Origin of the sequence: Rugamonas violacea, assembly GCF_016461825.1 — a bacterium.
Classification (GTDB): Bacteria; Pseudomonadota; Gammaproteobacteria; order Burkholderiales; family Burkholderiaceae_D; genus Rugamonas.
Genome location: NZ_JAEMNU010000126.1, coordinates 40,188 through 65,502, shown reverse-complemented (window position 1 = coordinate 65,502; position 25,315 = coordinate 40,188). Strand labels below are relative to the sequence as shown.

Genomic DNA, 25,315 nt, shown 5'->3' with positions numbered 1-25,315 from the left:
GAGGGAGGAGAGGAGTCAAAGCGGGTTCTGTCATAGTGGGAATGGGTGGGGCCGGCGGGGCGGCGCAATCGCGCGCATTATACCGCCATTGCTGTGGCCGGCGAGGGGGCCTTACGTGCGCGGCGGCTCGCCGCCGTCGATCAGTTTTTGCAGTGCCTGCGGGTTGACGATGATCAGCCGATGGCTGTCTTTCTGGATGATGCCCTGCTGGCTCAGCGTCAGCAGCGCCCGCGTTACCGTCTCGCGGCTGGTGTTGATCATGTTGGCGATGTCCTGGTGGGTCGGCAGGTTCTCCACCACGTCGGGCGCGCCCGGCTGGCTCTTCTTCTGCAGCGCCAGGAAGGCGTAGATGCGGCGCGCCGTGTTGTTGATGCTCAGCAGGGTGCGGAACTCCGAGTCGCGTTGGATCTTTTCGGCCAGGTGGCGCAGCATGATGTTGGCCACCGACGGCGAGTGCGAGAACAGGTGCAGCGCCGTCGGCGCCGGCAGGAAGGCCACCAGTACCTCGCTCATCGCCACCACCGAGGCGCTGCGGGTCGAGCCGTTGATGACGGCCAGCTCGCCGAAGAAGTCGCCCGGCGTCAGCATGCGCAGGCCGATGGCGCGGCCGTCCTCGGTGACGTCGATCACCTGCAACTGGCCGGCCAGCAGGAACAGCAGGCCGTCGCCGCTGCCACCCTTTTGCAGCACCACGGTGCGCTTGGGATAGACGCGCAGGCGCAGGTCCGGCTTGATGCGCTCGATCTCCTCGTCGCTCAGGTTGGCCAGCAGGGGGATCTTGCGCAGGTGGATTTGCACCGGCTTGGCGGGCGCGCTGCCGCCAGCCTCGGCTGGGGGCGTAGCCGGGGCCGCGGCGCTGGCGGCTGGCGGGGTGTCGTGTTCTGGTGGGCTGGACGTCATGTCGCTATTGTATCCGTGGTATCCGTGGTATCCGTGTTTCGCTGTGGCGCGCTCAGCGGCCGCCGTGCCAGCGCCAGCTCAGCTGCAGCACCTTGTTATCGTATTGGAAAATCGGGATGTTCTCCCGGTTGCGCACCTGGCGCCATTCGAGCTGCAGTGCGCTGCTGGTGCCCAACGGATAGCTGAGCGCGGCGCGCAGCGTGGTGTTGTCCTGGCGGCGCAGCTGGTCGATCAGGCCGGGCGAGTAGACGTTGCTGCCGACCCAGTGCTGGCGCGTCAGGTCCAGTTCGCCCTCGAACTGGCGTCCCAGCGGCAGGCGGCCGTACAGGCCCAGGCTCCAGCCGGCGCGGTTGCCACCCGGTCGGGCGGAGACGGCGTGGTCGTTCAGCCAGCCCAGGCTGAGCTGGGCCTGACGCGCTTCGCGGCGATAGGCCAGCATGCCGCGCAGCTCGCTGATGTTCGAGTCGAAGTCGCTCAGCGTGCGGTAGTTGACGTGCGATAGCCCGCCTAGCACGCTCACCTCCAAGCTGGGCGGCAACGCCAGCGGCAGCGTGACGCGCAGCTGCAACTGGCCCTGCGCCTGGTACAGCCGGCCACCCAGGCTGAGCGCGCCGACCAGCGCGCTGGTGCGCAAACGCCAGTGACGGTAGCGCCACGGGTGGTCGGCGCCGGCGAACAGCGAGATGGTGTTGTATTCATCCATGCGGTCGTAGTGGCGGGCATACAGCTGGACGAAGCCGAGGTCGCCGTTCTGAGTCAGGTCGCTCATCAGGTCCAGCGCCACGGTGGTGTAGCGGTCCGCCTGTGGCCGGTAGCGTGCTTCGAGCTCGTAGTCGCGGCCGTCGCCGCCGATGTTGTAGGTGTCCAGGTTGACGCCCTGGTTGACGTTGCGCTCGTGACCGCGTGCCAGGTTCAGCGACCACTGGCGCTGCGCCCGCCATTGCGCGCATCCCTGCTGGCGCTGCTGGACGATGATGTCGCGGATGCCCTGCGGTGGATCGAAGCGCGTTTCGATGTGCTGGAACAGCTGCTCGGCCTCGTCGGCGTGGCCCAGCGCGCACTGCAGCAGCGCCAGGTCGAGCCACTCGCCGGCGTGGCGCGGGCCGTACGCCAGCATGCGCGCCAGCGTGCTGCTGGCGTCGTTGTTGCGGCCCTCGGCGATCGCCTGCATCGCTTCCAGGTAGAGGTCGGGTTCGAGCTGGCGCGGCGTTTCCGGCGGCGCTGGCGTTGGTGCGGGAGCGGGTGTGGGCACGGGCGGCGTGGGCGCCGACTCGGCGGCGTCGTCGACGCCGCGCTGCGCCTGCGCCGGCGCGGCGGCCAGCGCCAGGGTCAGGGCCAGCGGTGCCAGCAGGGCGGCGACGCGCCTCATGCGGCGGCCGCCGTCGCCAGCGCTGCCAGCGTGTACAGGGTGGTGTGGTGTTCTTTGCCGCGCAAGGTGATGTCGCCTAATCGTATGAGTTGGTGGCGCCGGCAGCGCGCCGCCGTGCCGGGGCCGACGATGACGTCGTAGGGCAGCTCGCGGGCCGCCGATTCCAGTCGCGAGGCGACGTTGACGCTGTCGCCGACCGCCGTGTAGATGCTGCGCGAGGAGGAGCCGAAGTCGCCGGCGATGGCGATGCCGCTCTCGATGCCGATGCGTACCCGCACCGGGCGCAGGCCGGCGCCGGCGCGGCGCCGGTTGAAGGCGGCCACCGCCGCGACGATGCCCAGGGCGGCGTCGAGAGCCTGGTCGGCGTGGTCGGCCACCGGCAGCGGCGCGCCCCAGAAGGTGACCAGGCCGTCGCCGGTGTATTTGTCGAGCGTGCCGCGGGCAGCCAGCACGGGGCCGGTCAGGCAGTCGAGGAAGTCGCGTGTCAACTGCGCCGCCTGTTCGACCGGCAGCGCCTCGACGTGGCCGGTGTAGCCCTCCATGTCGGCGATCAGGGTGGTGACCTCGCCCTGGCGCGGTTGCAGCGGGTCGCCCAGCTTGCTGCGCAGCAGTTCGTCGACGACAGCGTCGGCGACGTATTGGCGCAGCGTGCCGATCAGTTGGCGTGACTGGCGCCAGCTGCCTTGCCAGGCCAGCGGCACGGCCACCGTCAGCAGGAACAGATTGACCAGCAGCGGGCCGGCGCAGTTGAACAGGGCGTCGTGCGGCACGATCAGCCAGGCCAGGCACAGCCAGGCGCCCGAGGCGGCCGCCAACATGGCCATGTTGCGCAGTGCCGACAGGCGCGGCAGCGTGTAGCCGGCCAGCAAGGTCAGCAGGGTCGAATAGGCCAGCGCCATGGCGCGGCCCGGCCAGGGCGCCGGTGCCAGGCCGGCGTCGGCGTCGAGCTCGGCGCTGAGGGCGGCGGCATGCACCAGCAGGCCGCTGGTCTTTGGCGACAGCGGTGTGGCGACGCGGTCGGCCAGGCCCAGCGAGGATGAGCCGATCAGCACCAGCTTGCCCGACAGCAGGGCCGGCGGCCAGCGTTGCGCCAGGATGTCGGCCGCCGACACCACCGTGTAGGCCTCCCAGGAGCGGTTGTAGGGTAGGCGGCGCAGGCCGGCGCCGTCGCGCAGGCCGCCGGTCGGTCCGCGCGCCGCCTGGCCGGCCTGTGCCGGCGCCGCGGCGCAGCAGTCGAGCAGGGCGAGTGATAGCGTCGGGTAGAGCCGGCCGTCGAACCAGGTTTGCATCGGTAGACGGCGGATCATGCCGTCGCCGTCCGGGATGAAGCCGATGTTGCCGATGTGGGCGGCGCCAAGCAGGCCGGCGTGGTTGGCGATGTAGCCGCTGGCGCCGACGGCGTCACCGGCCTTGGCAGCGGTGTGGCCGCCCGTCAGCGCGCCGACGCGCAGCGGCAGCGTGCCGTTGAAGTCGAAGGCCTGCGGCAGCACCAACGGGCCGTGGCGCGCCAGCATTGCCAGGCGCAGGTCGCCTTCCGCGTCGGCCGGCTCCGGCAACACCAGGTCGAGCGCCACGCCGCGCGCGCCGTAGTAGCCCAGCGTCTGCTCGACCAGGCTGGCGATGCGCGCGCGCGGCCACGGCCACGGCCCGGCGGCGGCCAAGCTGGCCTCGTCGATATCGATCAGCGCCAGCCGCGTTTCGGCGGCGTCGCTGGCCTGGGCGCGCACGATGTGGTCGCGCAGCCACTCGTTGCCGTCGTAACCCCGTAGCGCGGCCGGCGGCCACTGCAGCCAGGCGGCCAGCAGCAGCGCGCCGAGCGCGACGGCGGCGCGCAGCACGGTGCTGCGTCCGAAGGGGCGGTGGGCGGCGGCTAAGGTCATCGATGGGGTGGGCGGCTGGGCATGCTGGGGAGGCGCGGAAGGGCGATCGCTAAGTATAGCGTTATGTGGCGAATCGGCAAATGTGCGAGTCTATAGCGCGGACTGGTAAAAAGGCAAACATTTCAAGGGTGCAATTCCAAATTTGAGTAAGCAAATGTTGCAGCTGGCGGCGGCGCGCCGGGCCGGTGGTATAGTCAAAATGTTGAATCTGCTCAATGTGATGACCGTCACAGTATTATCGGCCATAAAGCGGACAATAGGAAATGAAGGAGTGTCATATTATGTCGTCATATAAACCCCGCCAGTTGCTGGCAAGTTGCATGTTGGTCGGTCTGGCCGGCGTGGGCGCTGCCGCCCACGCCGCCGAGGCGGCCCGCATCGTCTTCGTCGCCGGTGCCGTGCACAGCGGCGCCCGCGCGCTGCTCGTCGGCGACGCGGTGCAGGAGGGCGACGAGATCGCCACCGGCGCCCAGGGCTACGTCTACCTGAAAACCGTCGACAACGGCCTGCTGATCCTGCGCCCCGGTAGCCGGGCGCGCATCGTCACCTACCACGTCGACCGCGCCGTGCCGGCCAATACGCAGATCAAGTTCGAGCTGCTGTCTGGCGTGGCGCGCAGCGTCTCGGGCGATGCCGTCAAGCTGGCGCGGCAGAATTTCCGCTTCAACACGCCGGTCGCCGCGATCGGCGTGCGCGGCACCGACTTCACCGTCTCGACCGACCAGGAAACCTCGCGCGTGACCGTCATTTCCGGCGCCATCGTGGTCAGCGGCTTCAACGCCAGCTGCCTGCCCGGTGGCAGCGGTCCTTGCGAGCACCCGGCCAGCCGTGAGCTGGCCGCCAACCAGGCCGGCCAGATGCTGCAGGTGCGCCGCGGCCAGGCGGCGCCGCAACTGATGAACGGCGGCGTGCAGGCGCCCGACGCGGTGGCGCCGCCACGCAGCGACGAGCCGAGCGGCAAGTCGGCCGCCGCCGGCCCGCAGGTCGACGTCGTGCTCGATCCGCAGAAGTCGAACGACCTGCTGCACCGCGCCGAGCAGAACAAGAACAGCAGCATCGTCGGCCCGACGGTCAACCCGGCGCCGAACGAGCCGGTGGTGGTCGAACCGAGCAAGCCGCCGGTGCTGGTGGTCGATCCACCGAAACCGCCTAGCCAGTTAGTCTGGGGCCGCTGGCAGAGCGTGCTCGACCAGGCGCCGCAGAACGATAACGTGGCGCTGACCAAGGCCGGCGGCACTGAAATTGGCCGCAACGCCTATTACACCGTCTACCGCACTGCGGGCGCGCCGTTTGTGGTGCCGACCGAGGGCGTGCTTGGCTTTGTGCTCAAACAGAGCGAGGCGGTGGTCACCAACTCGCAGACCAAGCAGTTGAGCGCGGCCACGCTGGAGAAGGGCGAGCTGGTGGTCAATTTCGGCCAGGCCCGCTTCAACACCAGCTTCGACCTGGTCAACGAGGGGCAGCGCAACAAGATGCAGGCGGCTGGCGCCGTGCAGAGCGACGGCGCCTTGCAGGGCGACCTGCAGTTCTATAAGCCGACGAATATGAACGTCAAGGGCGGCCTGAGCGCCGACGGCACTGCCGCCTACGTCTTCGACGCCCGGCTCGACGAGAAGCGCACGGTGAGCGGTGTGACCGGTTGGAGCAAAGCGGCCAGTAGCGGCGTGAAGTAAACCTCGTCGCGTATATATTAGGCGGGCGCCAGCGGCGCCGGTGATGAACGGCCTGACCGTTCGTCCCGGCGCCGCTTTATATTGTCCGGCGGCGCTCCCGGCGTTGGTGCTTTTTCATCATCTTTAGCGTAAGTTGCTTATTTAATAAGTTACTATTGATTTCCCTTAAATCTTCTCCCATAATGCAGCGCGGAGTAATTTCATGGTTATTTTTTGAAATAAGAGGACTTTTTATTGTTTCGTGTGACGCTCGTCACATAAAACAGTAAATGCCTTCTGCCATCATGGCTTCCGTAGCACTGCACGCAATAAGCTTCAAACATTCCAGTTTGAACTTTTCAACTCAATGAACACTTAGAGGCTCTTAAATGGCAACTTCTCTCGACGATATCCAAGGTCTGTACATCGCTTACTTCAACCGTCCAGCCGACTATCGCGGTCTGAAATTCTGGCAAGACGCGGCTGACAAGGCCGGCGGCATCAACGTCGTTGCTAACGCGTTTGCAGCTTCGAACGAATACACCTCGCTGTTCGCTAACAAGACCAACATCCAGATCATCGACCAGATCTACCTGAACCTGTTCGGCCGTCACGCTGAACTGGACGGTCTGAACTTCTGGTCCGACGCTCTGGACAAGAAAATCCTGGGCGTTGGCAACATCGCTTACCAAATCATGAAGGGTGCTCATGACACCGTTGGCGGCTTCCAAGACGCTACCGCTGTTGCCAGCAAAGTTGCTGCCGCTACCGCCTTCTACAACGCGCTGGACACCGGCGTCGAAGTAACCGCTTATGACGACCCTAAAGCACAAGCTATCGTCAAAACCTGGCTGGCCGGTATCACCGATGCCGCCACCAAAGACGCAGCCACCAGCGCTGATGGCCTGACCGCTATCACCCAAGCTGCTGTTGACGCTTACAACAACGTTGTCAATGAGCCACAAGCCTTCTCGCTGACCACCGGCGCTGATTCCTTCACCGGCAAAGCTGGTAACGACACCTTCACCGCAACCGACATCTCCGGCAATGCAGCTTGGAGCGTTGGCGACAAGCTGGACGGCGGCGCCGGTAACGACACGCTGAACGTCATCTCGGCCGCAGCAATCGCGCTGCCACTGAGCGCAACCGTCAAAAACATCGAAACCGCTAACCTGACCAGCGGCGCCACCGGCAGCAGCATCGACACCTCGACCTGGACCGGCCTGACCTCGCTGAACGTCGCTAGCGTTGGCGACATCACCCTGACCGCTGGTGCTGCCACCGCTGTTGCTGTAGCCCTGTCTACCGCTGGCGCTGGCGTCACCGCCATCAACGGCGGTTCGACCCTGACCCTGACCGAAACCGGCGCCACTGGCGGCACCCTGAACATCGGTGCTACCACCGCAGTTGTTGGTGCAGTCAACGTCACCGTAACCACCGGCACCGCCAACGGCAATGCTGGCGACACCATCAATGTCACCGGTGGTTCGGCCATCAACGTGACCCAAGTGGCTGGTAACTCGGCAGCTATTGGTTTTACCACCGCCGCTGGCGCAGTCAACGTCGTTGGCAACGCTACCACCACTGCCGTCAGCATCAAAGACAGCGCTGCTGGTACCGCTTCGGCTACCGTTGTTGGCCACACCAACAACACCGTCAGCGTTCTGGATAGTGCCAACGCCTCGGCAACCGCCGTTGGTCATATCGCTACCGTTACCCTGGAAAACTTCACCACCGGTACCATCGATTCGAGCGCACTGACTACCGTCAACCTGGCTGGCGGTGCAACCTCGCTGGACATCGGCCGTGGCGCTTTGACCGCAACCCCAACCGCCAACACCCTGACCGTGAACGCCAAGGATCTGGCCATGTCCGGCGCCCTGACCGATACCGAAGCAGCAGCTGACGACGGCTTCACCACCCTGAACATCGTTTCGACCGGCGCTGGTTCGTCGGTTGGTTCGCTGGTCTTCGCTGACGCAACCACCCTGAACATCTCCGGTTCGGCTGCGTTCTCGTCCGGTGCTGAAACCCTGACCTCGTTGACCTCGGTTGTTGTTACCAACACCGCTGGCGCAACCCTGACTACTGCTCTGGCAGTGGGCGCATCGTTCACCGGCGGCGCTGGTGCCGATTCGATCGCTCTGGGTGCTACCACCAAAGCCATCGCCATGGGCGCAGGCGACGACACCGTCACCACCTCCGGCCTGGTTGGTACGGGCGGTGCTGTTGACGGCGGCGCCGGCAACGACACCCTGGTCATGACCGCTGTTGAAGCCGATGCGGCTGATGCTGATGGTACCTTCAACAGCCACTTCACCAGCTTCGAAGCTCTGAACCTGTCGGGCGCTACCGGTACCGTTACTCTGGACATGGCTGGTATCAAGGCCATCAACCAAGTGACCGTTGCAACCGCAACCGCACTGACCCTGAACAACATCACCACCGGCGGTTCGCTGACCATCACTGGCGCCAGCACCCTGGAAACGATCAATGTTGCCAACGCAACGTTCAACAACGCTGACGTGTTCTCGGTCAACGTCAGCAACAGCGGCGCCGCTTTGAACGCTGGTACCGTGGCTATCGCCAACGTCGAAACCGTCAACATCAACACCGTTGACACCGGTACCGGCGCAAGCGTTGCTGCAACCATCGATTCGCTGACGCTGCAAGCTACGTCCGCAACCAAAATCGTTGTTGCAGGTAACAACGGCCTGAACCTGACCAACACCGGCAACGTAGCTGTCACCAGCTTCGACGCATCGGGCGTGGTTGCCAACGGCAGCACCGACACCGCCGCTAACCTGGCAGTGACCTTCGTTTCGGCTAACACCACGACCGCTGTAGCGATCACCGGTGGCGCCGGTAACGATACCCTGACCGGCAATGCCGGTGTTGACACCATCAAAGGCGGCGCAGGTGCTGATGCCCTGAGCGGTCTGGCTGGTAACGACAACCTGGACGGCGGTGCTGGTAACGACACCATCACTGGTGGCGCTGGTTCCGACACGCTGATTGGCGGCGCTGGTAACGACACCTTCGTGTTCGCTACCCGTGCTGACACCCAGAACGCGCTGTACGCTCTGAGCAACACCATCGTTGCTAACATGGATGCGATCACCGACTTCACCGGCAACGGTGCAGCCGCTGGCGACACCATCCAACTGGGCGTTGCGGCTAACGTCTTCGGCGCCGCTCTGCAATTCACCGTTGGTACCGTTGCTAACGTAACGGCCATCACCGTTGCTACCGCAGCTGACCTGACCGCGTTGTTCGCTGGTGCACAACTGGCTGTGCCAGGTACTGCTTCGAGCGCCGTCACCGCGCAAATCTACGACATCACCGTTACCGCCGGCGCACTGGCTGGTCACTACCTGGTCGTCAACGATGACACCGCTGGTCTGGGTGGCGCAGGCGACACCATCATCAACATCGTTGGTGTTACCGGCGCCCTGCACGCTCAGGACTTCACCTTCGCATAATCGCGTTGGCAAGGGAGGGGGCGGCAACGTCCCCTTCAACGGGCCGGTTCGTCGGCCCGTCTCCTGCAAAACCCCTGTCTTCCCCGGAAGGCCGGGGTTTTTTACTTTTGCACCCCATGCGGGCTGCGCTGCATGGCCTGCAGCGGGGTATTATGTGCGCTGTGGAAGCTCCTGGTCTGCCGCCAATCCAAACTATTTCTTTGTAACAAATGTGATGTGCATCACATTTCGTCCGCGTTTTAAGCGATAATGTCACACTCCAGCTAATTTATGCTGTCGCCCTCGTCCGGCGGTGCCGCGCCGCAGGCGATCGCCGCTCCTGGATTTTAGGCTGTCGTCGTTCCCCATGTATTTCTAATTTGCACTGTGATGCATCCAATGAAAAAATTCTTAAAACCGAAAAATGAGATCGAGCAGGCGCTGATCGCGTTCAAGGGCACCTTCATGACGGTGGGCTGCTTCAGCGCCGTCAGCAATTTGCTGATGCTGGTGCCCTCCATCTACATGTTGCAGGTGTATGACCGCGTATTGCCAAGTCGCAACGAAATCACCTTGCTGATGCTGACCTTGATGATGCTGGGCGCCTATCTGATCATGGGCGCGCTGGAACTGATGCGCAGCTTCGTGCTGGTGCGCGTCGGCGCCAGTTTCGACATGGAACTCAATAAACGGGTCTACACCGCTGCCTTCGAGCAGAATCTCAAGCGCACCGGCGCCAATGCCGGCCAGGCGCTGCAGGATCTGACGAATATCCGCCAGTTCCTGACCGGTAATGCGCTGTTCGCTTTCTTCGACGCGCCCTGGTTCCCCTTCTATCTGATCGTCATCTTCCTGTTCGAACCGTCGCTGGGTGTGTTCGCCCTGTGCGGCACGGCGCTGCTGGTGGTGCTGGCCTATGTCAACGAGCGCGTCTCGCACAAGCCGCTGGCCGATGCCAACACGCTGGCCATCGCCTCGTCGCAGCTGGCCACGAACAACTTGCGCAATGCCGAAGTGATCGAATCGATGGGCATGCTGCCGAACATGCTGGGACGTTGGTACAAGATGCACGGCCGCTTCCTGCGCCTGCAGGCCGAAGCGAGCCAGAAGGCCGGTATCGTTGGCGCCATCACCAAGTTCGTCCAGGTGTCGCTGCAGTCGCTGGTGCTGGGCTATGGCGCTTTGCTGGCCGTTGAGGGCAAGATTTCTCCGGGTATGATGATCGCCGCGTCCATTCTGGTGGGCCGCGCCATGTCGCCAGTGCAGCAGGTGATCGGCGTCTGGAAGACCTACAGCAGCACGCGCAGCGCCTATGAGCGTCTGGTTACCCTGCTGGCGAATAACCCGGTACGCCCGGCAGGCATGGAATTGCCTAAACCGACAGGTGCGCTGTCCGTAGAGCAGGTAACCGCAGCGCCGCCGGGTGCCACGGCGGCCGTGCTAAAGGGGGTCAATTTCGCCATCGCCCCCGGCGATGTGCTCGGCGTGGTCGGCCCTAGCGGTTCGGGCAAGTCGACGCTGGCCCGGCTGCTGGTGGGGGTATGGCCGGCGGCGGCCGGCAAGGTGCGCCTGGACGGCGCCGACATTTACCAGTGGAACAAGGCGGAACTGGGGCCGAGCATCGGCTACCTGCCGCAGGAAATCGAACTGTTTGGTGGCACGGTCAGCGAAAACATCGCCCGTTTCGGCGAAATCGATGCCGAGAAAGTGGTGCAGGCGGCCAAGCGCGCCGGCGTCCATGAACTGATCTTGCACCTGCCCAAGGGTTACGACACCATGCTCGGCGACGGCGGCGGCGGCCTGTCCGGCGGCCAGAAGCAGCGCCTGGGCCTGGCCCGCGCCATGTATGACGATCCAGCCGTGCTGGTGCTCGACGAGCCGAACTCCAACCTTGACGATGTTGGCGAAGTGGCCCTGGTGCAGGCCATCAACGACCTGCGCCAGCGCGGCAAGAGCATCGTGCTGATCACCCACCGTACCAGCGTGATCGGCGTGACCAACAAGTTGCTGGTGTTGCGCGACGGTATGGTGGCGATGTTCGGCCCGACCAAGGATGTGCTCAACGCGCTGCAGGAAGCGAACCAGCAAGCCAATCAACAGCAACAGGCGCAGCGCGCAGCGGCGGTCGCGGCGGTGCCGAAGGCCGCGCCGGTACCGGCGGCGACTACGGAATAGGATGAAATTGTATGCGTAATCTGATTGAGAACAAGGCGGCGGCAACCGACGTCGTCACCCATGACGTGACGCCGCTGACGGTCGACACCGATTCCCGCGTGTACAGCCGGCTTGGCTGGCTGGTGGTGTTGGTCGGTGTGTTCGGTTTCCTGTTGTGGGCCATGCTGGCGCCGCTGGACAAGGGCGTGCCGATGCCTGGCACGGTGGTCAAGGAAGGTAACCGCAAGAGTGTGCAGCACCAGCTCGGCGGCACCATCGACGAAATCCTGGTCAAGGATGGCGATGTGGTCAAGGCCGGCCAGGTGCTGGTGCGCATGAACCAAGTGGCGGCCAGCTCGCAGGCCGAAACCACCCGTGGCCAGTATTTCACGGCGCGGGCAATGGAGGCGCGGTTGCTGGCCGAGCGTGATGGCCTGGCCAGCGTCGGCTTCCCGCCGGCGCTGGCCGCCTACAAGGATGATGCGCGGGCGACCGCCGTGTTCGGCTTGCAGGGCCAGCTGTTCAGCTCGCGCCGCATGGCCTTGCAGAGCGAACTGGGCGCCGTCGACGAGAACATCGCCGGCCTGAAGTTGCAGGTCAAGGGTTTGCAGGAAGCGCGCGACAGCAAGCAGGTGCAGCAGACCATCCTCAAGGAACAGCTCGACAGTATGCGCGAGCTGGCCAAGGAAGGCTATGTGGCCCGCAGCCGCCTGCTCGATCTGGAGCGCAGCTATGTGCAACTGGGCGGCGCCATGGCTGAGGACAACGGCAACATTGGCCGCGCCCAGCGCCAGATTCTGGAGCAGGGCCTGCGCCGCATGCAGCGCCAGCAGGAGGTGCAGAAGGAAGTGCGCGGCCAGCTGTCGGATAGTCAGCGCGAGGCCGAGGCGCTGGCCAGCCGCCTGCAAGCGCTCGATTTTGAGTTGTCGAACGTGACGGTGAAGGCGCCGGTCGACGGCGTCGTCGTCGGCATCAGCGTATTTACCAAGGGCGGCGTGGTCGGCTCCGGCGCCAAGATGATGGAGATCGTGCCGAGCGGCGATCCCTTCGTCGTCGAGGGCCAGTTGCCGGTCAATCTGATCGACCGCGTGCACAATGGCTTGCAGGCTGAACTGGTGTTCTCGGCCTTCAACAGCAACCGCACGCCGCACATTCCCGGTGTCGTTACCCAGGTGGCGGCCGATCGCACCGTCGATGAGCGCACCGGTCAGCCCTATTACAAGGTACGCGCCACCGTGTCGCCGGAAGGGGCCAAGCTGATTGCCCAGCACAAGCTCGATATTCAGCCTGGCATGCCGGTCGAGCTGTTCGTCAAAACCGGCGAACGCACCATGATGAGCTACCTGCTCAAGCCGGTGTTCGACCGCGCCAAGTCGTCGATGACGGAGGACTGATATGCGCCTTCACCCACCCTACGCCAAGCGTCGCCTGGCGCGCGCATTGGCGGCCGCGCTGACGGCCGGTGCCCTGCTGCATAGCGGCGGCGCCGCCGCGCTCGGCCTGATGCAGGCCTACGAGGCGGCCGCCGTCAACGATCCGACCTTCCAGAGCGCCTTCCAGGACGCCGAGGCGGGCAAGGAATACAAGGCGCTGGGCCGCTCGGCGCTGCTGCCGAATTTGTCGGCCAACTACTCGGCCAGCCGCAACCACAGCGATCTGACCATCGGCAAGAGCTTCTCGCAGCCGCAATACTACAGCCGCTCGTCCAGCATTTCGCTGCGCCAGCCACTGTTTAACCTGGACGCGCTGGCACGTTATAAGCAGGGCATCGCGCAGAGCGCCTACAACGAGGCGACCTTCAGCGGTCGCACGCAGGAGATGATCCTGCGTGTGACCAGTGCCTACATCGACGCCCTGTTCAGCCAGGAGCAGCTGCGTCTGGCGCAGGCGCAGCGCGACACATTGGTCGAGCAGCGCAAGGTCAACGACCGCCTGTTCGCCGGCGGCGAGGGTACCAAGACCGACTCGCTGGAAACCCAGGCCCGGCTCGACCTGTCCGAAGCGCAGGTGCTTGAGGCGCAGGACAATCTGCAGACCCAGCGTGCCACGCTGGCCGCCCTGATCGGCGCTGAAGTCGACACGCTCGATGGCCTCAAGCCTGAGTTCCGCTTCCTTGCCATGCCCGAGGGCGGCTTCGAGGGCTGGCGTCAACTGGCGCTGGAGCGCAACCCGGAGCTGCTGGCGCAGAACTTCGCCATCGATTCGGCCAGGCAAGAGGTCAACAAGAGCCGCGCCGGCCACCTGCCGCGGGTCGACTTCGTCGGCACCTACAGCAAAGGCAATTCGGAGACGCTCAACACCTACAACCAGGAGTCGACTACCCGCGCCATCGGTATCCAGGTGTCGGTGCCGCTGTACTCCGGCGGCCAGGTTAGCGCCAGTTCGCGCCAGGCCGTGGCCAGTCTGGAGAAGGCACGCGCCGAGCTGCAGGCCAAGATAGACAAGACCTTGGTGGACCTGCGCAAGCAGTACGCGGCGGTCAGCAGCGGCATGGCGCGCATTCAGGCGCTGGACAAGGCGGTCTCCTCGGGCAAGCTGCTGGTAACGGCCACAGAGCAGAGCATCAAGGGCGGCGTGCGCATCAACCTGGACCTGCTCAACGCCCAGCAGCAGCTCTACACCAGCACGCGCGACCTAGCCCAGGCTCGCTACACCTACCTGCTCGGCATGCTCAAGCTGCGCGCGGGCGCTGGCATTCTCGGTGCCGGCGACGTGAGCGAAGTGGCGGAGTACTTCGTCAAGCGATGAGGTCGGTGGCACTGCCGCGTGATCGATGGGACGGCGCCGCATGCAGATGCGGCGCCGTTTTTTGTGCCGGGACGGAACGCTCAGCCCGGCTGGCGCGGCAGTACGCCGCCGCGCTGCGCCAACGCCGCCGCCAGGCGCTTGCCGTAGGCGCTGCTGCCGGCCTCGATGCCCTTGTGCAGCAGCCAGGCCAGAGCGAGCACCAGCGCCAGCACCAGCATGACGGCGGGGCCGAAGCCCAGACCGCGCTCCATCAACAGCTTGAGCAGGGTGTAGCCGACCAGCGCGTGCACGGCGTACAACGGATAGCTGATGTCGGCCAGGAAGTCGAGCAGGCGTTGCCGGCGGAAGCGCGCGCGCAGCAGGTAGCCCAGGCTGAACGTGGCCAGCGCGTACACATAGTAGATGCCGATCACCGGCACTTGATCGGCCTGCGGGCCGAGGCGCCAGGCGGCCAGGAAGCCGGCCAGCAGCACGGCGACGCCGCCAGCCAGCCAGGGGGCCGTCAGGATGCCGCGGTGGTGTTGGTGGAACAGCACGCCGATCAGCATGAACAGCAGATAGTTGAGGTCGCTGACCAGCGCCGCCAGGCCGGCCTGCCAGCCCTGCAGCGCGGGCAGCGCCTGCAGTGCCGGCAGCGCCAGGTCGCAGCCGATCACCAGCGCGATCACGGCCAGGAAGAAGGCCGGCGTGAAGCGCAGGAAGGCGGCCGAGCACCCCGCCGCCAGCAGGTAGAACTTGAGCTCGATGGCCAAGGTCCAGTTGATCGCGTCCAGGCTGGGCGCACCGGCCAGGTTGTGCACCAGCAGGGCGTTGAGCAGCAGGTCGTGGCCGCTGGCGCCGAACGGCTGGCCCCAGTGGCGCGCGGCGGCGTAGGCCGCCAGCATGCCCAGCGCCAGGCTGGCGATGTAGGTCGGGTAGATGCGCCAGGCACGCGCCAGCAGGAAGGAGCCGGCCGTGTTGTGACGCAGGCTGAACGGGATGACGAAGCCGCTGATCAGGAAGAACACGGCGACACCGAACGGTCCCTTGAAGAAGGGGAAGTCCCAGTACGGTACCCAGGACGGCGCGACGAAGTGCAAGTCCGGTGAAAAGGTCAGCGCCGCGACCACCTGCGGCGCGCCGAAATACACGCCGAAATAGTGGGTGATGACGATTAGCAGTGCGGCGACGCCCCTCAGTTGGTGTGCAAAGACGAGTTTGTCCATGGATTCTGCCTGGTCGGATGGCGGTAGACTTACTTTTTGCCGTGGCAATGCGGACAGGATACCTCATAGACATACTCGGGCGCCAATTGCTGGCGCGGCGTGACGATGGCGCGGCAGACGAAGCATTGCACCGTCTCGGTCGGCTCGAGCTGCGGGTTGAGCGCGGTGCGGTAGTCGAAGACGAAGCAATCGCCCGTGTAGTGGGCGCCGCCGACTTCCTCGAAGTACTTGAGGATGCCGCCTTCGAGCTGGTAGACGCTGTCGTAGCCGATGTTCTGCATGTGGATCGCCGCCTTCTCGCAGCGGATGCCGCCGGTGCAGAAGGTGACCACGGTCTTGCCGGCGAAGTCGTCCTTGTGCTCGGCGATCACCTGCGGGAACTCGGTGAACTTGGCGATGCGGTAGTCGACCGTGTTGTCGAAGGTGCCGACATCGACCTCGAAGTCGTTGCGCGTGTCGACCATCACCACCGGCTTGCCGTGGTCGTCGACGCCGTTGTCGAGCCAGCGCTTGAGCGTCTTGGCCTCGACGAAGGGGGCGCGGCCGTCCTCCGGCTTGATCAGCGGCATGCGCATGGTGATGATCTCTTTTTTGATCTTCACCAGCATGCGCTTGTGCGACTGCTCGGCCGACAAGCTCTCTTTGACTTCCAGATCGGCGAAGCGGGCGTCGCTGCGCACCCAGGCCAGGTAGCGGTCGATTTGGCCGCGCGGGCCGGAGACGAACATGTTGATGCCCTCGGGCGTCAGCAGGATGGTGCCCTTCAGGCCCAGCTCGGCGCAAATGGCCTGGTACTGCGGGCGCATCGCCTCGGTGTCGTCGAAGGTGATGAACTTGTAGGCGGAGATGTTGACGTGCAGGGCGGCTGCGGCTGCGGCTTCGGCGCCGGCCTGGTCGGCGGCGCTGGGGGTATGAGCTTGCATGGTGCGTAGGAGGTAAAAAGCGGGACAGGCGACATTATAAGCGCTAACGCCGGCGCGGGCGCCGATGGCGGGGCGGAGCGCCGGGCCGGGCGCTGGCGGCTCGCTTGCCGCGCGGGCGCTTGAACTTCATGTTCGCCACGGGTCGATGACGGACACGCCGGCCGCCGCAAATGGGGCCGCGTCGCGCGAGGCTACGATGAAGCCCCGCGACGCCGCGATCGCGGCGATGTAGCCGTCCGGCATCGGGAAACCTCGCCCGCTGGTCCTGGCCGTCACGGCCAATTCGGCATAACGTCGTGCCGCATCGGTGTCGAATGGCAGCACCCGGTCCTTGAACAGCCCCATCAAGCCGTCGAGCGCATGCGCCAGCAGGTCCTTGCGCTTGCCGGCGGGGAGCGCCGCGATGCCAAACAATAGCTCGGCCAGCGTCACGCTGGACAGGTATAGCGTTTCGGCGGCTTGGCCGTTCAGCCAGGCGCGCACGGCCGGGTGCGGCTCGGGCCTCATCGCCTCGGAAACGACATTGGTGTCGAGGACGATCATTCAAACCTCAGCGGTTCGGCCGGCGTTTTGTCGTCCAGCCGGTCGACGATCTCAAAGTCCTCGTTCGTCAGGCCGATTTGACGGCCCAATGCCGCCAGGGCGTCGCCCATGCGAACGCGTGCCTCCGGCTTGACCGCATTGGCCAGAATCTCGCGGACCTCGGCCTCGGTGCTGCGCCCGTGTTGGGCGGCGCGTACCCGCAAGGCGCGGTGCACCTCGTCGGGCAGGTTGCGTACAGTTAACATCGCCATGGCATCACCTCATCACAATGCATTCCATGCATTCATTTTATATATTTGAATGCGACGCCACAAGAGACATTCGCCATGTCACTAGACCGTCAGCATGCGCCGGGCGATGAAGCCCGAGCGCGATTCGCCGGCGGCCTGCGCCGCCCTGTCGATGCGCCGCAAGACGCGCGAGGGCAGGGTGATGTTGATGCGTTCGCTCTTGTCCGACAGGCTGGCCAAGTCGATCTCCACCACCGCCCAAATCCAGCCGGCGAACTCGGGATCGGTGTAGTGCTGCGCGATGGGGCGCGGCGCGGGCACCGGGCCGCCATCGTCTATCACCGTCTCCAGCCACAGATCGATGGCCTCGCGGGCGTTGTCGATCGCCTCGTCCAAGGTGTCGCCGGCGGAAAAACAGCCGGGCAGGTCGGGAACCACCACGCCGAAGGCCTGCTGATCATTGCCGGGTTCAATTGCTACGGGATACTTCATCTGTCTCTCCTACTTCAAGCCGGCCTGCTTCAACAATGTGCTCACCAAGCCGACGCCAAGATCTTTTTTGGGATGGGGGATGCTGATATGGCCACCTTGGCCAGGGTGGGTGTAGACGTGGTGCGAGCCCTTGACGCCTCGAAGCACCCAGCCCGATTGTTCAAGCAGCTTGATCAGTTCAGCGTTATTCATGTGTGTATGATACACACAAAGCCTGGTCCCGCAAGTGCGCCCCACAATGGTTTGCGCCCCATCATTCAAACCCGGCTGTCGCGTCCGACGCGGTAAAATAGCGCGATATTGATCCAGCGGGTAGCAGCGAATGAACATGGTAGCAAACGAACAAGACAACGCGGCCTCCGCCCCTCCCGCCGCCGCCGTCGGCCCGGCCTTCGTGCACCTGCGGGTGCACTCGGAATACTCGATCGTCGACGGCCTGGTGCGCATCGACGACCTGATCTCGGCCGCCGCCAAGGACAAGCAGGCGGCGCTGGCGATGACCGACCTGTCCAACCTGTTCGGCATGGTCAAGTTCTACAAGTCGGCGCGCGGCAAGGGCATCAAGCCGGTGGTCGGCGTCGACGTCTGGATCAGCAACGACGACAACCGCGACAAGCCGAGCCGCCTGCTGCTGCTGGCGAAGAACCGCATGGGTTATCTGCAGCTGTGCGAGCTGTTGTCGAGCGCCTTCCTGACCAACCAATACAAGGGCCGCGCCGAAGTGCGCACCGAGTGGTTGCAGGCGCTGACGACCAACACCTACGAGCTGCTGCCCGGCGAGAATCCGGCCGACGGCCTGATCGCGCTGTCCGGCGCCCATTTCGGCGACGTCGGCATCGCCATCGAGAACGGCAACCTGGCGCTGGCCGAGCGCCACGCGCAGAAGTGGGCGGCGATCTTCCCCGGCCATTTCTATGTCGAGATCCAGCGCGCCGGCCAGGCCAACCAGGAGGCCCAGGTGCGCCACGCCGTGGCGCTGGCGGCCAAGTTGGGCCTGCCGGTGGTGGCGACCCATCCGGTGCAGTTCATCTCGCCCGACGAATACATCGCCCACGAGGCGCGCACCTGTATCGCCGAGGGCGAGATGCTGGCCAACGCCAAGCGGGTGCGCCGCTTCAACGAGTCGATGCGCTTCCAGACGCAGGCGGAAATGGCCGAGCGTTTCGCCGACCTGCCGGCGGCGCTGGCCAATTCGGTGGAAATCGCCAAGCGCTGCAACCTGACGCTCACGCTGGGCAAGCCGCAGTTGCCGAACTTCCCCACGCCGCCCGGCATGACGATCGACGAATTCCTCGTCGCCGAGTCGCGGGCCGGCCTGGAGAAGCGCCTGCTCGAGCTGTACGCCGACCCGGAGCGGCGCGAGAAGGAGCGGCCGCGTTACGAGGCGCGCCTGAAGTTCGAGACCGACACCATCTGCAACATGAAATTCCCCGGCTACTTCCTGATCGTGGCGGAGTTCATCCAGTGGGCCAAGGAGAACGGCGTGCCGGTCGGACCGGGCCGCGGTTCCGGCGCCGGCTCGCTGGTCGCCTACTCGCTGCTGATCACCGATCTGGACCCGCTCAAATACAACCTGCTGTTCGAGCGCTTCCTCAACCCCGAGCGGGTTTCGATGCCCGACTTCGATATCGACTTCTGCCAGGAAGGGCGCGACCGCGTCATCCAGCACGTCAAGGACCTGTACGGCAAGGAGGCGGTGTCGCAGATCGCCACCTTCGGCACCATGGCGGCCAAGGGCGCGATCCGCGACGTCGGCCGCGTCATGGACTTCGGCTACAACTTCTGCGACGGCATCTCCAAGCTGATCCCGTTCAAGCCGGGCAAGCCGGTGTCGATTGCCGAGGCGATCGAGGAAGAGCCGATGCTCAAGGAGCGCCAGCAGAACGAGGAGGAGGTGAGCCAGCTGCTCGATCTGGCGCAGCAGGTCGAGGGCATCACCCGCAACATCGGCATGCACGCCGGCGGCGTGTTGATCGCGCCCGGCAAGCTGACCGACTTCTGCCCGCTGTACACCCAGGGCGGCGACGGCGGCGTGGTGTCGCAGTACGACAAGGACGACGTCGAGGCCGTCGGCCTGGTCAAGTTCGACTTTTTGGGTCTGACCACGCTGACCATCCTCGACCGCGCGGTGCGCTACATCAAGATGCTCGATCCGAAGGAGGCCGAGTTCGACCTGGCCCGCCTGCCGCTCAACGACCGCCCGTCCTACGAGCTGCTGACCAAGGCCAAGACCGTCGCCGTGTTCCAGCTGGAGTCGCGCGGCATGCAGGGCATGCTGAAGGACGCCCGGCCCGACCGCTTCGAGGACATCATCGCGCTGGTGGCGCTGTACCGTCCGGGCCCGATGGACCTGATCCCCGACTTCTGCAAGCGCAAGCACGGCGAGAAGTTCGACTATCCCGACCCGCGCACCGAATCGATCCTGTCCGAGACCTACGGCATCATGGTCTACCAGGAGCAGGTGATGCAGATGGCGCAGATCGTCGGCGGCTACTCGCTGGGCGGCGCCGACATGCTGCGCCGCGCGATGGGTAAGAAGAAGGCCGAGGAAATGGCCGAGCACCGCCAGATCTTCCGCGACGGCGCGGCCAAGGACGGCCTGAGCAACGCCAAGGCCGACGAGATCTTCGACTTGATGGAGAAGTTCGCCGGCTACGGTTTCAACAAATCGCACGCCGCCGCCTACGCGCTGCTGTCCTACCACACCGCCTACCTGAAGGCGCACCACCCGGCCGCGTTCATGGCGGCGAATATGTCGCTGGCCATGGACGACACCGACAAGGTGAAGATCCTGGTCGAGGACTGCCTCGACATCTGCGGCCTGACCCTGCTGCCGCCGGACATCAACAAGTCCGACTACCGCTTCATGCCGGACGGTCCGCCGCCCTCGGTGACGGGCAAGAAGGTCACGCAGATCCGCTACGGCCTGGGCGCGGTGAAGGGCTCGGGGCAGGGCGCGATCGAGGCGATCATCGCCGCGCGCACCGCCGGCGGGCCGTTCACCAGCCTGTTCGACTTCTGCAAGCGGGTCGACAAGAAGCAGATCAACCGCCGCACCATCGAGTCCTTGATCCGCAGCGGCGCCTTCGACTGCCTCGGCATCGACCGCGCCATCCTGCTCGCCAGCGTGGCCTTCGCCATGGAGTGCGCCGACCAGGAACTGAAGGCGGCCAATCAGGTCAGCCTGTTCGGCGGCGACGACAGCGATTTGGTGGCGCCGCCCGAGTACGTCAAGTGCGCCCCCTTCACCGACCGGCAAAAGCTGGCCGAGGAAAAGATCGCGCTGGGCTTCTACCTGTCGGGCCACATGTTCGACTCGTTCGCGCCGGAGGCGAGGCGCTTCTCGCGCACCAAGCTGGCCGAGCTGGAGCCGTCGCGCGAGCCGCGCATGCTGTGCGGCGTGATCACCGGCATCCGGCCGCAGATGACGCAGCGCGGCAAGCTGTTGATCGTCACCCTGGACGACAAGAGCGCGGTGGTCGAGGTGACCATCTACTCCGAGGTGTACGAGGAGAACAAGAAGATGATCAAGGAGGACGAGTTCCTCGCCGTGGTCGGCAAGGTGTCGGAGGACCGCTTCTCGGGCGGCCTGCGCATCTCGGCCGAGAAGGTGTTCGACATCGTCGCCGCGCGCATCCAGTACGGCCGCCAGCTCGGCCTGGCGCTGCCGGCCACGCTCGATAGCCGCAAGATCGCCGAGGTGCTGGCGCCGCACCGCTCCGAGTCCGGCCTGCCGGTGCAGGCGCGCGTCAACACGCAGGGCGTGGCCTGCGTGCTGCAACTGGGCGAGGCCTGGTGCGTGGCGCCGTCCGACGAGCTGACCTTGGCCTTGCAGCAGCAACTGGGCGCCACCGAGGTGGCGATTGAGTACTAGCCGGCCGCCGGCGCCGCCGGCCGCCGCCGCGCGCCTGCCCGCGCCGCGCAAGGTGCTGTTCTTTTCGCAGGACGGCAAGCTGGGCGACGCGGTGGTCAACACCGCCTTCGTCGCCGCTTTGCGCGCCCGCGCGCCCGACTGCGAGATCCACGCCACCGTGGCCGGCGCGACGGCGGCCTTCTGGGGCCAGGACGCGCGCCTGGCGCGGCTGTGGAACGTGCAGCGGCCCGGTTGGATCGAGACGGTGCGCACCGCGCTGGCGCTGCGCCGCGAGCGTTACGACTACATCGTCACCTGGCAGCGGCTGCGCAAGGAGAAGAGCAAGTTGCTGTTGTGGTTGGCGCGGCCGGGCCGGGTGATCGACCTGCGCGGCTTCAACGGCGGGCCGTTGACGCACAAGGTGGCGGCATGCGCCGCCGCGCTTGAGCAGATGGGCCTGCCCGGCGAGGCCGAGCTGGCCTACGACATCGGCATGCCGCCCTGTTGTCCCGAGATCGACCAACTGTTCGCGGCGGGACGCGAGGTGGTGGTGGTGAACCTGTTCGCCGCCGACGTCTGGCGCAACATCGGCGCGGCGCAGGCGGTCGAGCTGTTGCGCGGCCTGGGGACGTTGGCGCCGCAGGCGGCGCTGTGCCTGGTCTGCACCGACGCGACGCAGGCGGCGGCGGCGGCCGTGCTGGCCGAGGCCGGCGGCGCGGCGGCCGGCCAGCTGGTCAACTGCCAGGGCAATCTGCCGCGCCTGCTGCGGCTGTGCCAGCGCGCCGACCTGGTGATCAGCCCGGACACGGCGCTGATCCACATCGCCTCGGCCTACGACACGGCGGTGGTCGGCATCTACCAGAACAACGGCGTCAAGGAGGTCGAGTGGGGGCCGCGCTCGCGCCTGAGCGCGCGCGTGCTGTCGGATTGCCCCGACAGCCTGGACGGCTTCGCCGTGACCGATGTGCTGGCCAAGGCGGCGGCGTTGCGCGCGGCCTATCTGGCCGCGCCGCGGCGCGCCTAGCCCATGTCCTTGAGCGCCGTGATGGCGTAGCCCTTGCTGCGGATCTGTTCCAGCGGCTGGTCGATGTGGTAGGTGGGCAGGCCGGCGGCCTGCTCGTCGACCTCCAGCGCGCTGGTCTCGCGTTGCCAGTCGGTGTTGATGGCCTCGGCGGGAATCGGCTTGCCCTCGGGCACGGCCAGGTAGGAAAAGACGCCGTCGTGTTCGGCCCTGCGGTAAATATCCATACGCATCGTGCTTGCTCCCTTGTGCCAACGTGAGCCCACAGCGGGGTGAGCGGCGTCGCCGATGGCGGCGCCAGGTCCGATTCTACGCCTTGCGCGCTGTGGCATGGCGCGCCGCTGCTTGTGCCGCTGCCTGTGCCACTGCTTGTGCCACTTGCCGGGCGCCTACGAGGCCGCGCTGGCGTAGTCCAGATGGCCGGCGTCGGCCGCCATGGCGTTGACCGCCACGGCATTGGTCGCGGCGGCATCGGCCGCCGCGGCATCGGCCGTCGTCGAGAAGTCGTGCGCCGCCGTCACGCCGTTGGCCACCGCGCCGATGCGCGGCGCCTGCAGGCCGCTGCGCACCGCGTCGGCCAGCGCCAGCAGGGTGTCGAAACGCTTGCGCGCCTCCGAGCGTTTCTTCGATGCGATCTCGGCCATGTCCGGCGGGCACAGCGGCTCGCACGGCAGTTGGTAGTCGCCGTCCAGCCGTGGCCGCGCTTCCATTTCCTGCCACAGCGCGTCGTAGTCGGCGAACACGCGGCCCTTGCGGGCGGCGGTGCGCACGGCGCGGTTCGGGTTGCCCACCAACAGCATGTGGCGGCAGCCGTAGTCGTGGCCCAGCTGGGCCAGCAGGCGCACCATCAGGTTCTTCGGCCGCAGGCCGTGCAGTTCGCGGGTCGCTTCGCGGATCAGGCCGAGGCCGTGCTCGCCCTGCGGACCCTGCAGGCAGCCGATGCCCAGCGCCATGTGCGGGCCGTCGCGGAAGAAGGAGAAGGCCACCGAGTAGACCAGATCGCTTCCCTGCACCAGGCGCAGCACCAGCTCGCCCTCGCGCTCAAGCGGCTCGACGGCGCACAACTCGACGCCGTAGGGCACCCCGTTCTTGCCGTCGACCTGGCCCAGCAGCACCGGCTGCTGCGCCGCGCGCACCACCAGCGCGCCCAAGCCCTGGCGGAAGATGAAGCGGTAGTGCGCCTGCAGCAGCGCCAGCCGCTCGGCGCAGTCGAGGGTGTTGCTCAGATAGGGGCGGTAGATCTTGTAGATCAGCCGCGGCCGCGCCTTGACCAGCTCGTGGAACAGCGGGTGGGAGTTGAGCAGTTGCAACCAGCCGTAGGTGGCTTGGCGGTTGAGGAAGGCGCGCAGCGACAGCTTGATGGTTTCGCGCACGTGCGACAGGCCGTCGGTGCCGAGCAGGCCGGAGCGTAGGGTGATCAATGGCGGCATCGTGTGGTATCTCGGGTGACGGGTGGCAAGTGGGCGGGGTGAATCTGGCACGGGCGCCGGGCGGAAATGCCTGGACGCAATGAGCAATATTGGATGGTAACTCTTTATGTAACGTACTGTAAATTGGAGGATTAGCTTACGGTAATCCCGTAATGGCCGGCGCCGCGCCGTCGCGGCATTTGCCCGCCAAATCAGTGGAGATGAAGTGATAACTAAGTGAAACGCGTACGTGTAATTAGCAATGCGCCGACGCGTTCATCCATGCATAATGCAACATAACGATACAAATCCCAGCCTATGCGCCCCACCTTCCTCCGTCTGCTGCAGTACCCCGCCTTCGTCGCGCTGTATCTGTTGTTCGACTGGGCCACCTACATCGAGCCGCTGTACGGCCTGAACATCACCCCCTGGAACCCCGATCCGGCGCTCGGCCTGGTGTTCTGGCTGCTGCACGGCCGGCGCGCCGCGCTGCCGCTGTTCCTGGCGCTGCTGGGCGGCGAGGTGCTGGTGCGCGGCATGCCGGCCGGTCCCTGGGTCACGCTGCTCGGCTCGCTCTGGCTGACCGCCGGCTATGGCCTGATCGGCGCCGCGCTGCGCCGCCGCTTCTCCAGCGCCGCGCTGTTCGACCGCCGCCGCCGCCTGTTCCGCTGGGGCGGCATCGTCGCCGTCGGCACGCTGCTCAATGCCCTGGTCTACATCACGCTGCTGTGCGGCGCCGGCCTGGTGCCGCCGGCGCAGTGGGGCCTGGCGCTGCTGCGCTTCGGCGTCGGCGACATGGTCGGCGTGCTGGTGTCGATGCCGCTGATCTGGATGCTGGCCAGCGCCGCCGGCCGCGCCGGCCTGCGCGCCATCCTCTGGCGCGGCGAGACGCTGGCCTACCTGGCGCTGGGCATCGGCGTGCTGTACGCGGTGTTCGGCGCGGTCGCCAACGCCGAGTTCAAATACCTGTACTTCCTGTTCCTGCCGGTGATCTGGGCCGCCTCGCGCCAGGGCCTGTACGGCGCCGCGCTGATGGTCTTCGGGCTGCAGGCCGGCATCATCGGCCTGGTCAAATGGACCACCGCCGTGGAGATCGCCGGCAGCGAGCTGCAGACGCTCGACGCCATGCTGGCGCTGGTCGGCTTCTTCATCGGCGCCGTCGTCGACGAGCTGCGCCAGGTCTCGGCCGAGCTGAAACAGACGCTGCGCCTGGCCGCCGCCGGCGAGATGGCGGCGGCGCTGGCGCACGAGTTGAACCAGCCGATGACGGCGCTGTCGGCCTACGGCAAGGCCTGCGAATACCTGCTGGAGCGGGGCGAGACGGGGCCGGTGCTGAAGGACGCCATCGGCCGCATGATCGTCGAGTCGGGCCGTGCCGCCGAGGTGGTGGTGCGGCTGCGCGACTTCTTCCGCACCGGCGCGATGCGTCTTGAGGCGCTGGAGATCGGCGCCCTGCTGGGCGCCGTCTGCGCCCA

Annotated in this window: 19 protein-coding genes; 8 read left to right on the top strand and 11 right to left on the bottom strand. The window is 65.9% G+C overall.

Features of this window, described 5'->3' with window-relative positions:
- Nucleotides 1-111 precede the first annotated feature (111 nt).
- Genes H7U20_RS24355 through H7U20_RS24345 form a run of 3 tightly spaced genes read right to left on the bottom strand, consistent with a single transcriptional unit; the run spans nt 112 to nt 4,149 of the window.
- Complete coding sequence (locus H7U20_RS24355; RefSeq protein WP_199761729.1) at nt 112-900, bottom strand: Crp/Fnr family transcriptional regulator; 789 nt, start codon at nt 898-900, stop codon at nt 112-114.
- Between the two features lie 52 nt (nt 901-952).
- Nucleotides 953-2,269 (bottom strand): tetratricopeptide repeat protein, encoded by a 1,317-nt coding sequence (locus tag H7U20_RS24350; protein WP_199761728.1) that lies wholly within the window; start codon nt 2,267-2,269, stop codon nt 953-955.
- Nucleotides 2,266-4,149 (bottom strand): CHASE2 domain-containing protein, encoded by a 1,884-nt coding sequence (locus tag H7U20_RS24345; RefSeq protein WP_199761727.1) that lies wholly within the window; start codon nt 4,147-4,149, stop codon nt 2,266-2,268. Before H7U20_RS24345 ends, H7U20_RS24350 begins: the two co-directional genes overlap by 4 nt.
- Nucleotides 4,150-4,430: 281 nt before the next feature.
- Here H7U20_RS24345 and H7U20_RS24340 point away from each other — a divergent pair, with 281 nt between their 5' ends.
- The 5 genes from H7U20_RS24340 to H7U20_RS24320 all read left to right on the top strand — a co-directional run bounded on the left by H7U20_RS24340 (nt 4,431) and on the right by H7U20_RS24320 (nt 14,164).
- The gene (locus H7U20_RS24340) at nt 4,431-5,822 is read left to right on the top strand and encodes a FecR family protein (RefSeq protein WP_233411047.1); all 1,392 of its coding nucleotides are present in this window, start codon (nt 4,431-4,433) and stop codon (nt 5,820-5,822) included.
- Nucleotides 5,823-6,190: 368 nt separating this feature from the next.
- Nucleotides 6,191-9,283 (top strand): DUF4214 domain-containing protein, encoded by a 3,093-nt coding sequence (locus tag H7U20_RS24335; protein ID WP_199761726.1) that lies wholly within the window; start codon nt 6,191-6,193, stop codon nt 9,281-9,283.
- Between the two features lie 378 nt (nt 9,284-9,661).
- Nucleotides 9,662-11,437, top strand: a complete 1,776-nt coding sequence (locus H7U20_RS24330) for a type I secretion system permease/ATPase (RefSeq protein ID WP_199761725.1) — start codon at nt 9,662-9,664, stop codon at nt 11,435-11,437.
- A gap of 11 nt (nt 11,438-11,448) precedes the next feature.
- Entirely contained in the window at nt 11,449-12,810 is a 1,362-nt protein-coding gene (locus tag H7U20_RS24325) for an HlyD family type I secretion periplasmic adaptor subunit (RefSeq protein ID WP_199761724.1), read from the top strand.
- A gap of 1 nt (nt 12,811) precedes the next feature.
- Nucleotides 12,812-14,164, top strand: coding sequence for a TolC family outer membrane protein (locus H7U20_RS24320; RefSeq protein WP_199761723.1), 1,353 nt, complete (start codon nt 12,812-12,814; stop codon nt 14,162-14,164).
- 80 nt (nt 14,165-14,244) lie between these two features.
- Here the strand turns inward: H7U20_RS24320 and H7U20_RS24315 are convergent, their stop codons facing one another.
- From H7U20_RS24315 to H7U20_RS24290, 6 genes are all read right to left on the bottom strand, one after another.
- The gene (locus tag H7U20_RS24315; RefSeq protein ID WP_199761722.1) at nt 14,245-15,369 is read right to left on the bottom strand and encodes an acyltransferase family protein; all 1,125 of its coding nucleotides are present in this window, start codon (nt 15,367-15,369) and stop codon (nt 14,245-14,247) included.
- 29 nt (nt 15,370-15,398) lie between these two features.
- Nucleotides 15,399-16,292 carry a sulfurtransferase gene (locus H7U20_RS24310; protein WP_199761721.1) on the bottom strand — a complete coding sequence of 298 codons (894 nt, stop codon included), beginning with the start codon at nt 16,290-16,292 and terminating at the stop codon, nt 15,399-15,401.
- A gap of 126 nt (nt 16,293-16,418) precedes the next feature.
- A complete protein-coding gene (locus H7U20_RS24305) occupies nt 16,419-16,835 on the bottom strand; it encodes a type II toxin-antitoxin system VapC family toxin (protein WP_199761720.1) in 417 nt (138 codons plus the stop codon).
- A complete protein-coding gene (locus tag H7U20_RS24300) occupies nt 16,832-17,086 on the bottom strand; it encodes a FitA-like ribbon-helix-helix domain-containing protein (protein WP_199761719.1) in 255 nt (84 codons plus the stop codon). The genes H7U20_RS24305 and H7U20_RS24300 overlap by 4 nt, the downstream gene beginning before the upstream one ends.
- Before the next feature lie 81 nt (nt 17,087-17,167).
- Nucleotides 17,168-17,557 carry a type II toxin-antitoxin system HicB family antitoxin gene (locus tag H7U20_RS24295; RefSeq protein ID WP_199761718.1) on the bottom strand — a complete coding sequence of 130 codons (390 nt, stop codon included), beginning with the start codon at nt 17,555-17,557 and terminating at the stop codon, nt 17,168-17,170.
- A gap of 9 nt (nt 17,558-17,566) precedes the next feature.
- On the bottom strand, nt 17,567-17,749 hold the full coding sequence (locus tag H7U20_RS24290) for a type II toxin-antitoxin system HicA family toxin (RefSeq protein ID WP_199761717.1): 183 nt from the start codon (nt 17,747-17,749) through the stop codon (nt 17,567-17,569).
- Between the two features lie 130 nt (nt 17,750-17,879).
- Between H7U20_RS24290 and dnaE the strand changes: the two genes are divergently transcribed.
- Nucleotides 17,880-21,431, top strand: a complete 3,552-nt coding sequence (gene dnaE, locus H7U20_RS24285; protein ID WP_199761716.1) for a DNA polymerase III subunit alpha — start codon at nt 17,880-17,882, stop codon at nt 21,429-21,431.
- Nucleotides 21,421-22,434 (top strand): glycosyltransferase family 9 protein, encoded by a 1,014-nt coding sequence (locus H7U20_RS24280; protein ID WP_199761715.1) that lies wholly within the window; start codon nt 21,421-21,423, stop codon nt 22,432-22,434. Before dnaE ends, H7U20_RS24280 begins: the two co-directional genes overlap by 11 nt.
- Here the strand turns inward: H7U20_RS24280 and H7U20_RS24275 are convergent.
- The gene (locus H7U20_RS24275; RefSeq protein WP_199761714.1) at nt 22,431-22,664 is read right to left on the bottom strand and encodes a DUF6139 family protein; all 234 of its coding nucleotides are present in this window, start codon (nt 22,662-22,664) and stop codon (nt 22,431-22,433) included. The two genes, H7U20_RS24280 and H7U20_RS24275, sit on opposite strands and share 4 nt — an antisense overlap.
- Before the next feature lie 156 nt (nt 22,665-22,820).
- Complete coding sequence (locus H7U20_RS24270; protein WP_199761713.1) at nt 22,821-23,861, bottom strand: VirK/YbjX family protein; 1,041 nt, start codon at nt 23,859-23,861, stop codon at nt 22,821-22,823.
- Between the two features lie 297 nt (nt 23,862-24,158).
- Between H7U20_RS24270 and H7U20_RS24265 the strand changes: the two genes are divergently transcribed.
- Nucleotides 24,159-25,315, top strand: a 1,157-nt coding sequence (locus tag H7U20_RS24265) for a histidine kinase dimerization/phospho-acceptor domain-containing protein (protein ID WP_233411046.1), incomplete at its 3' end; no start/stop codon positions are given.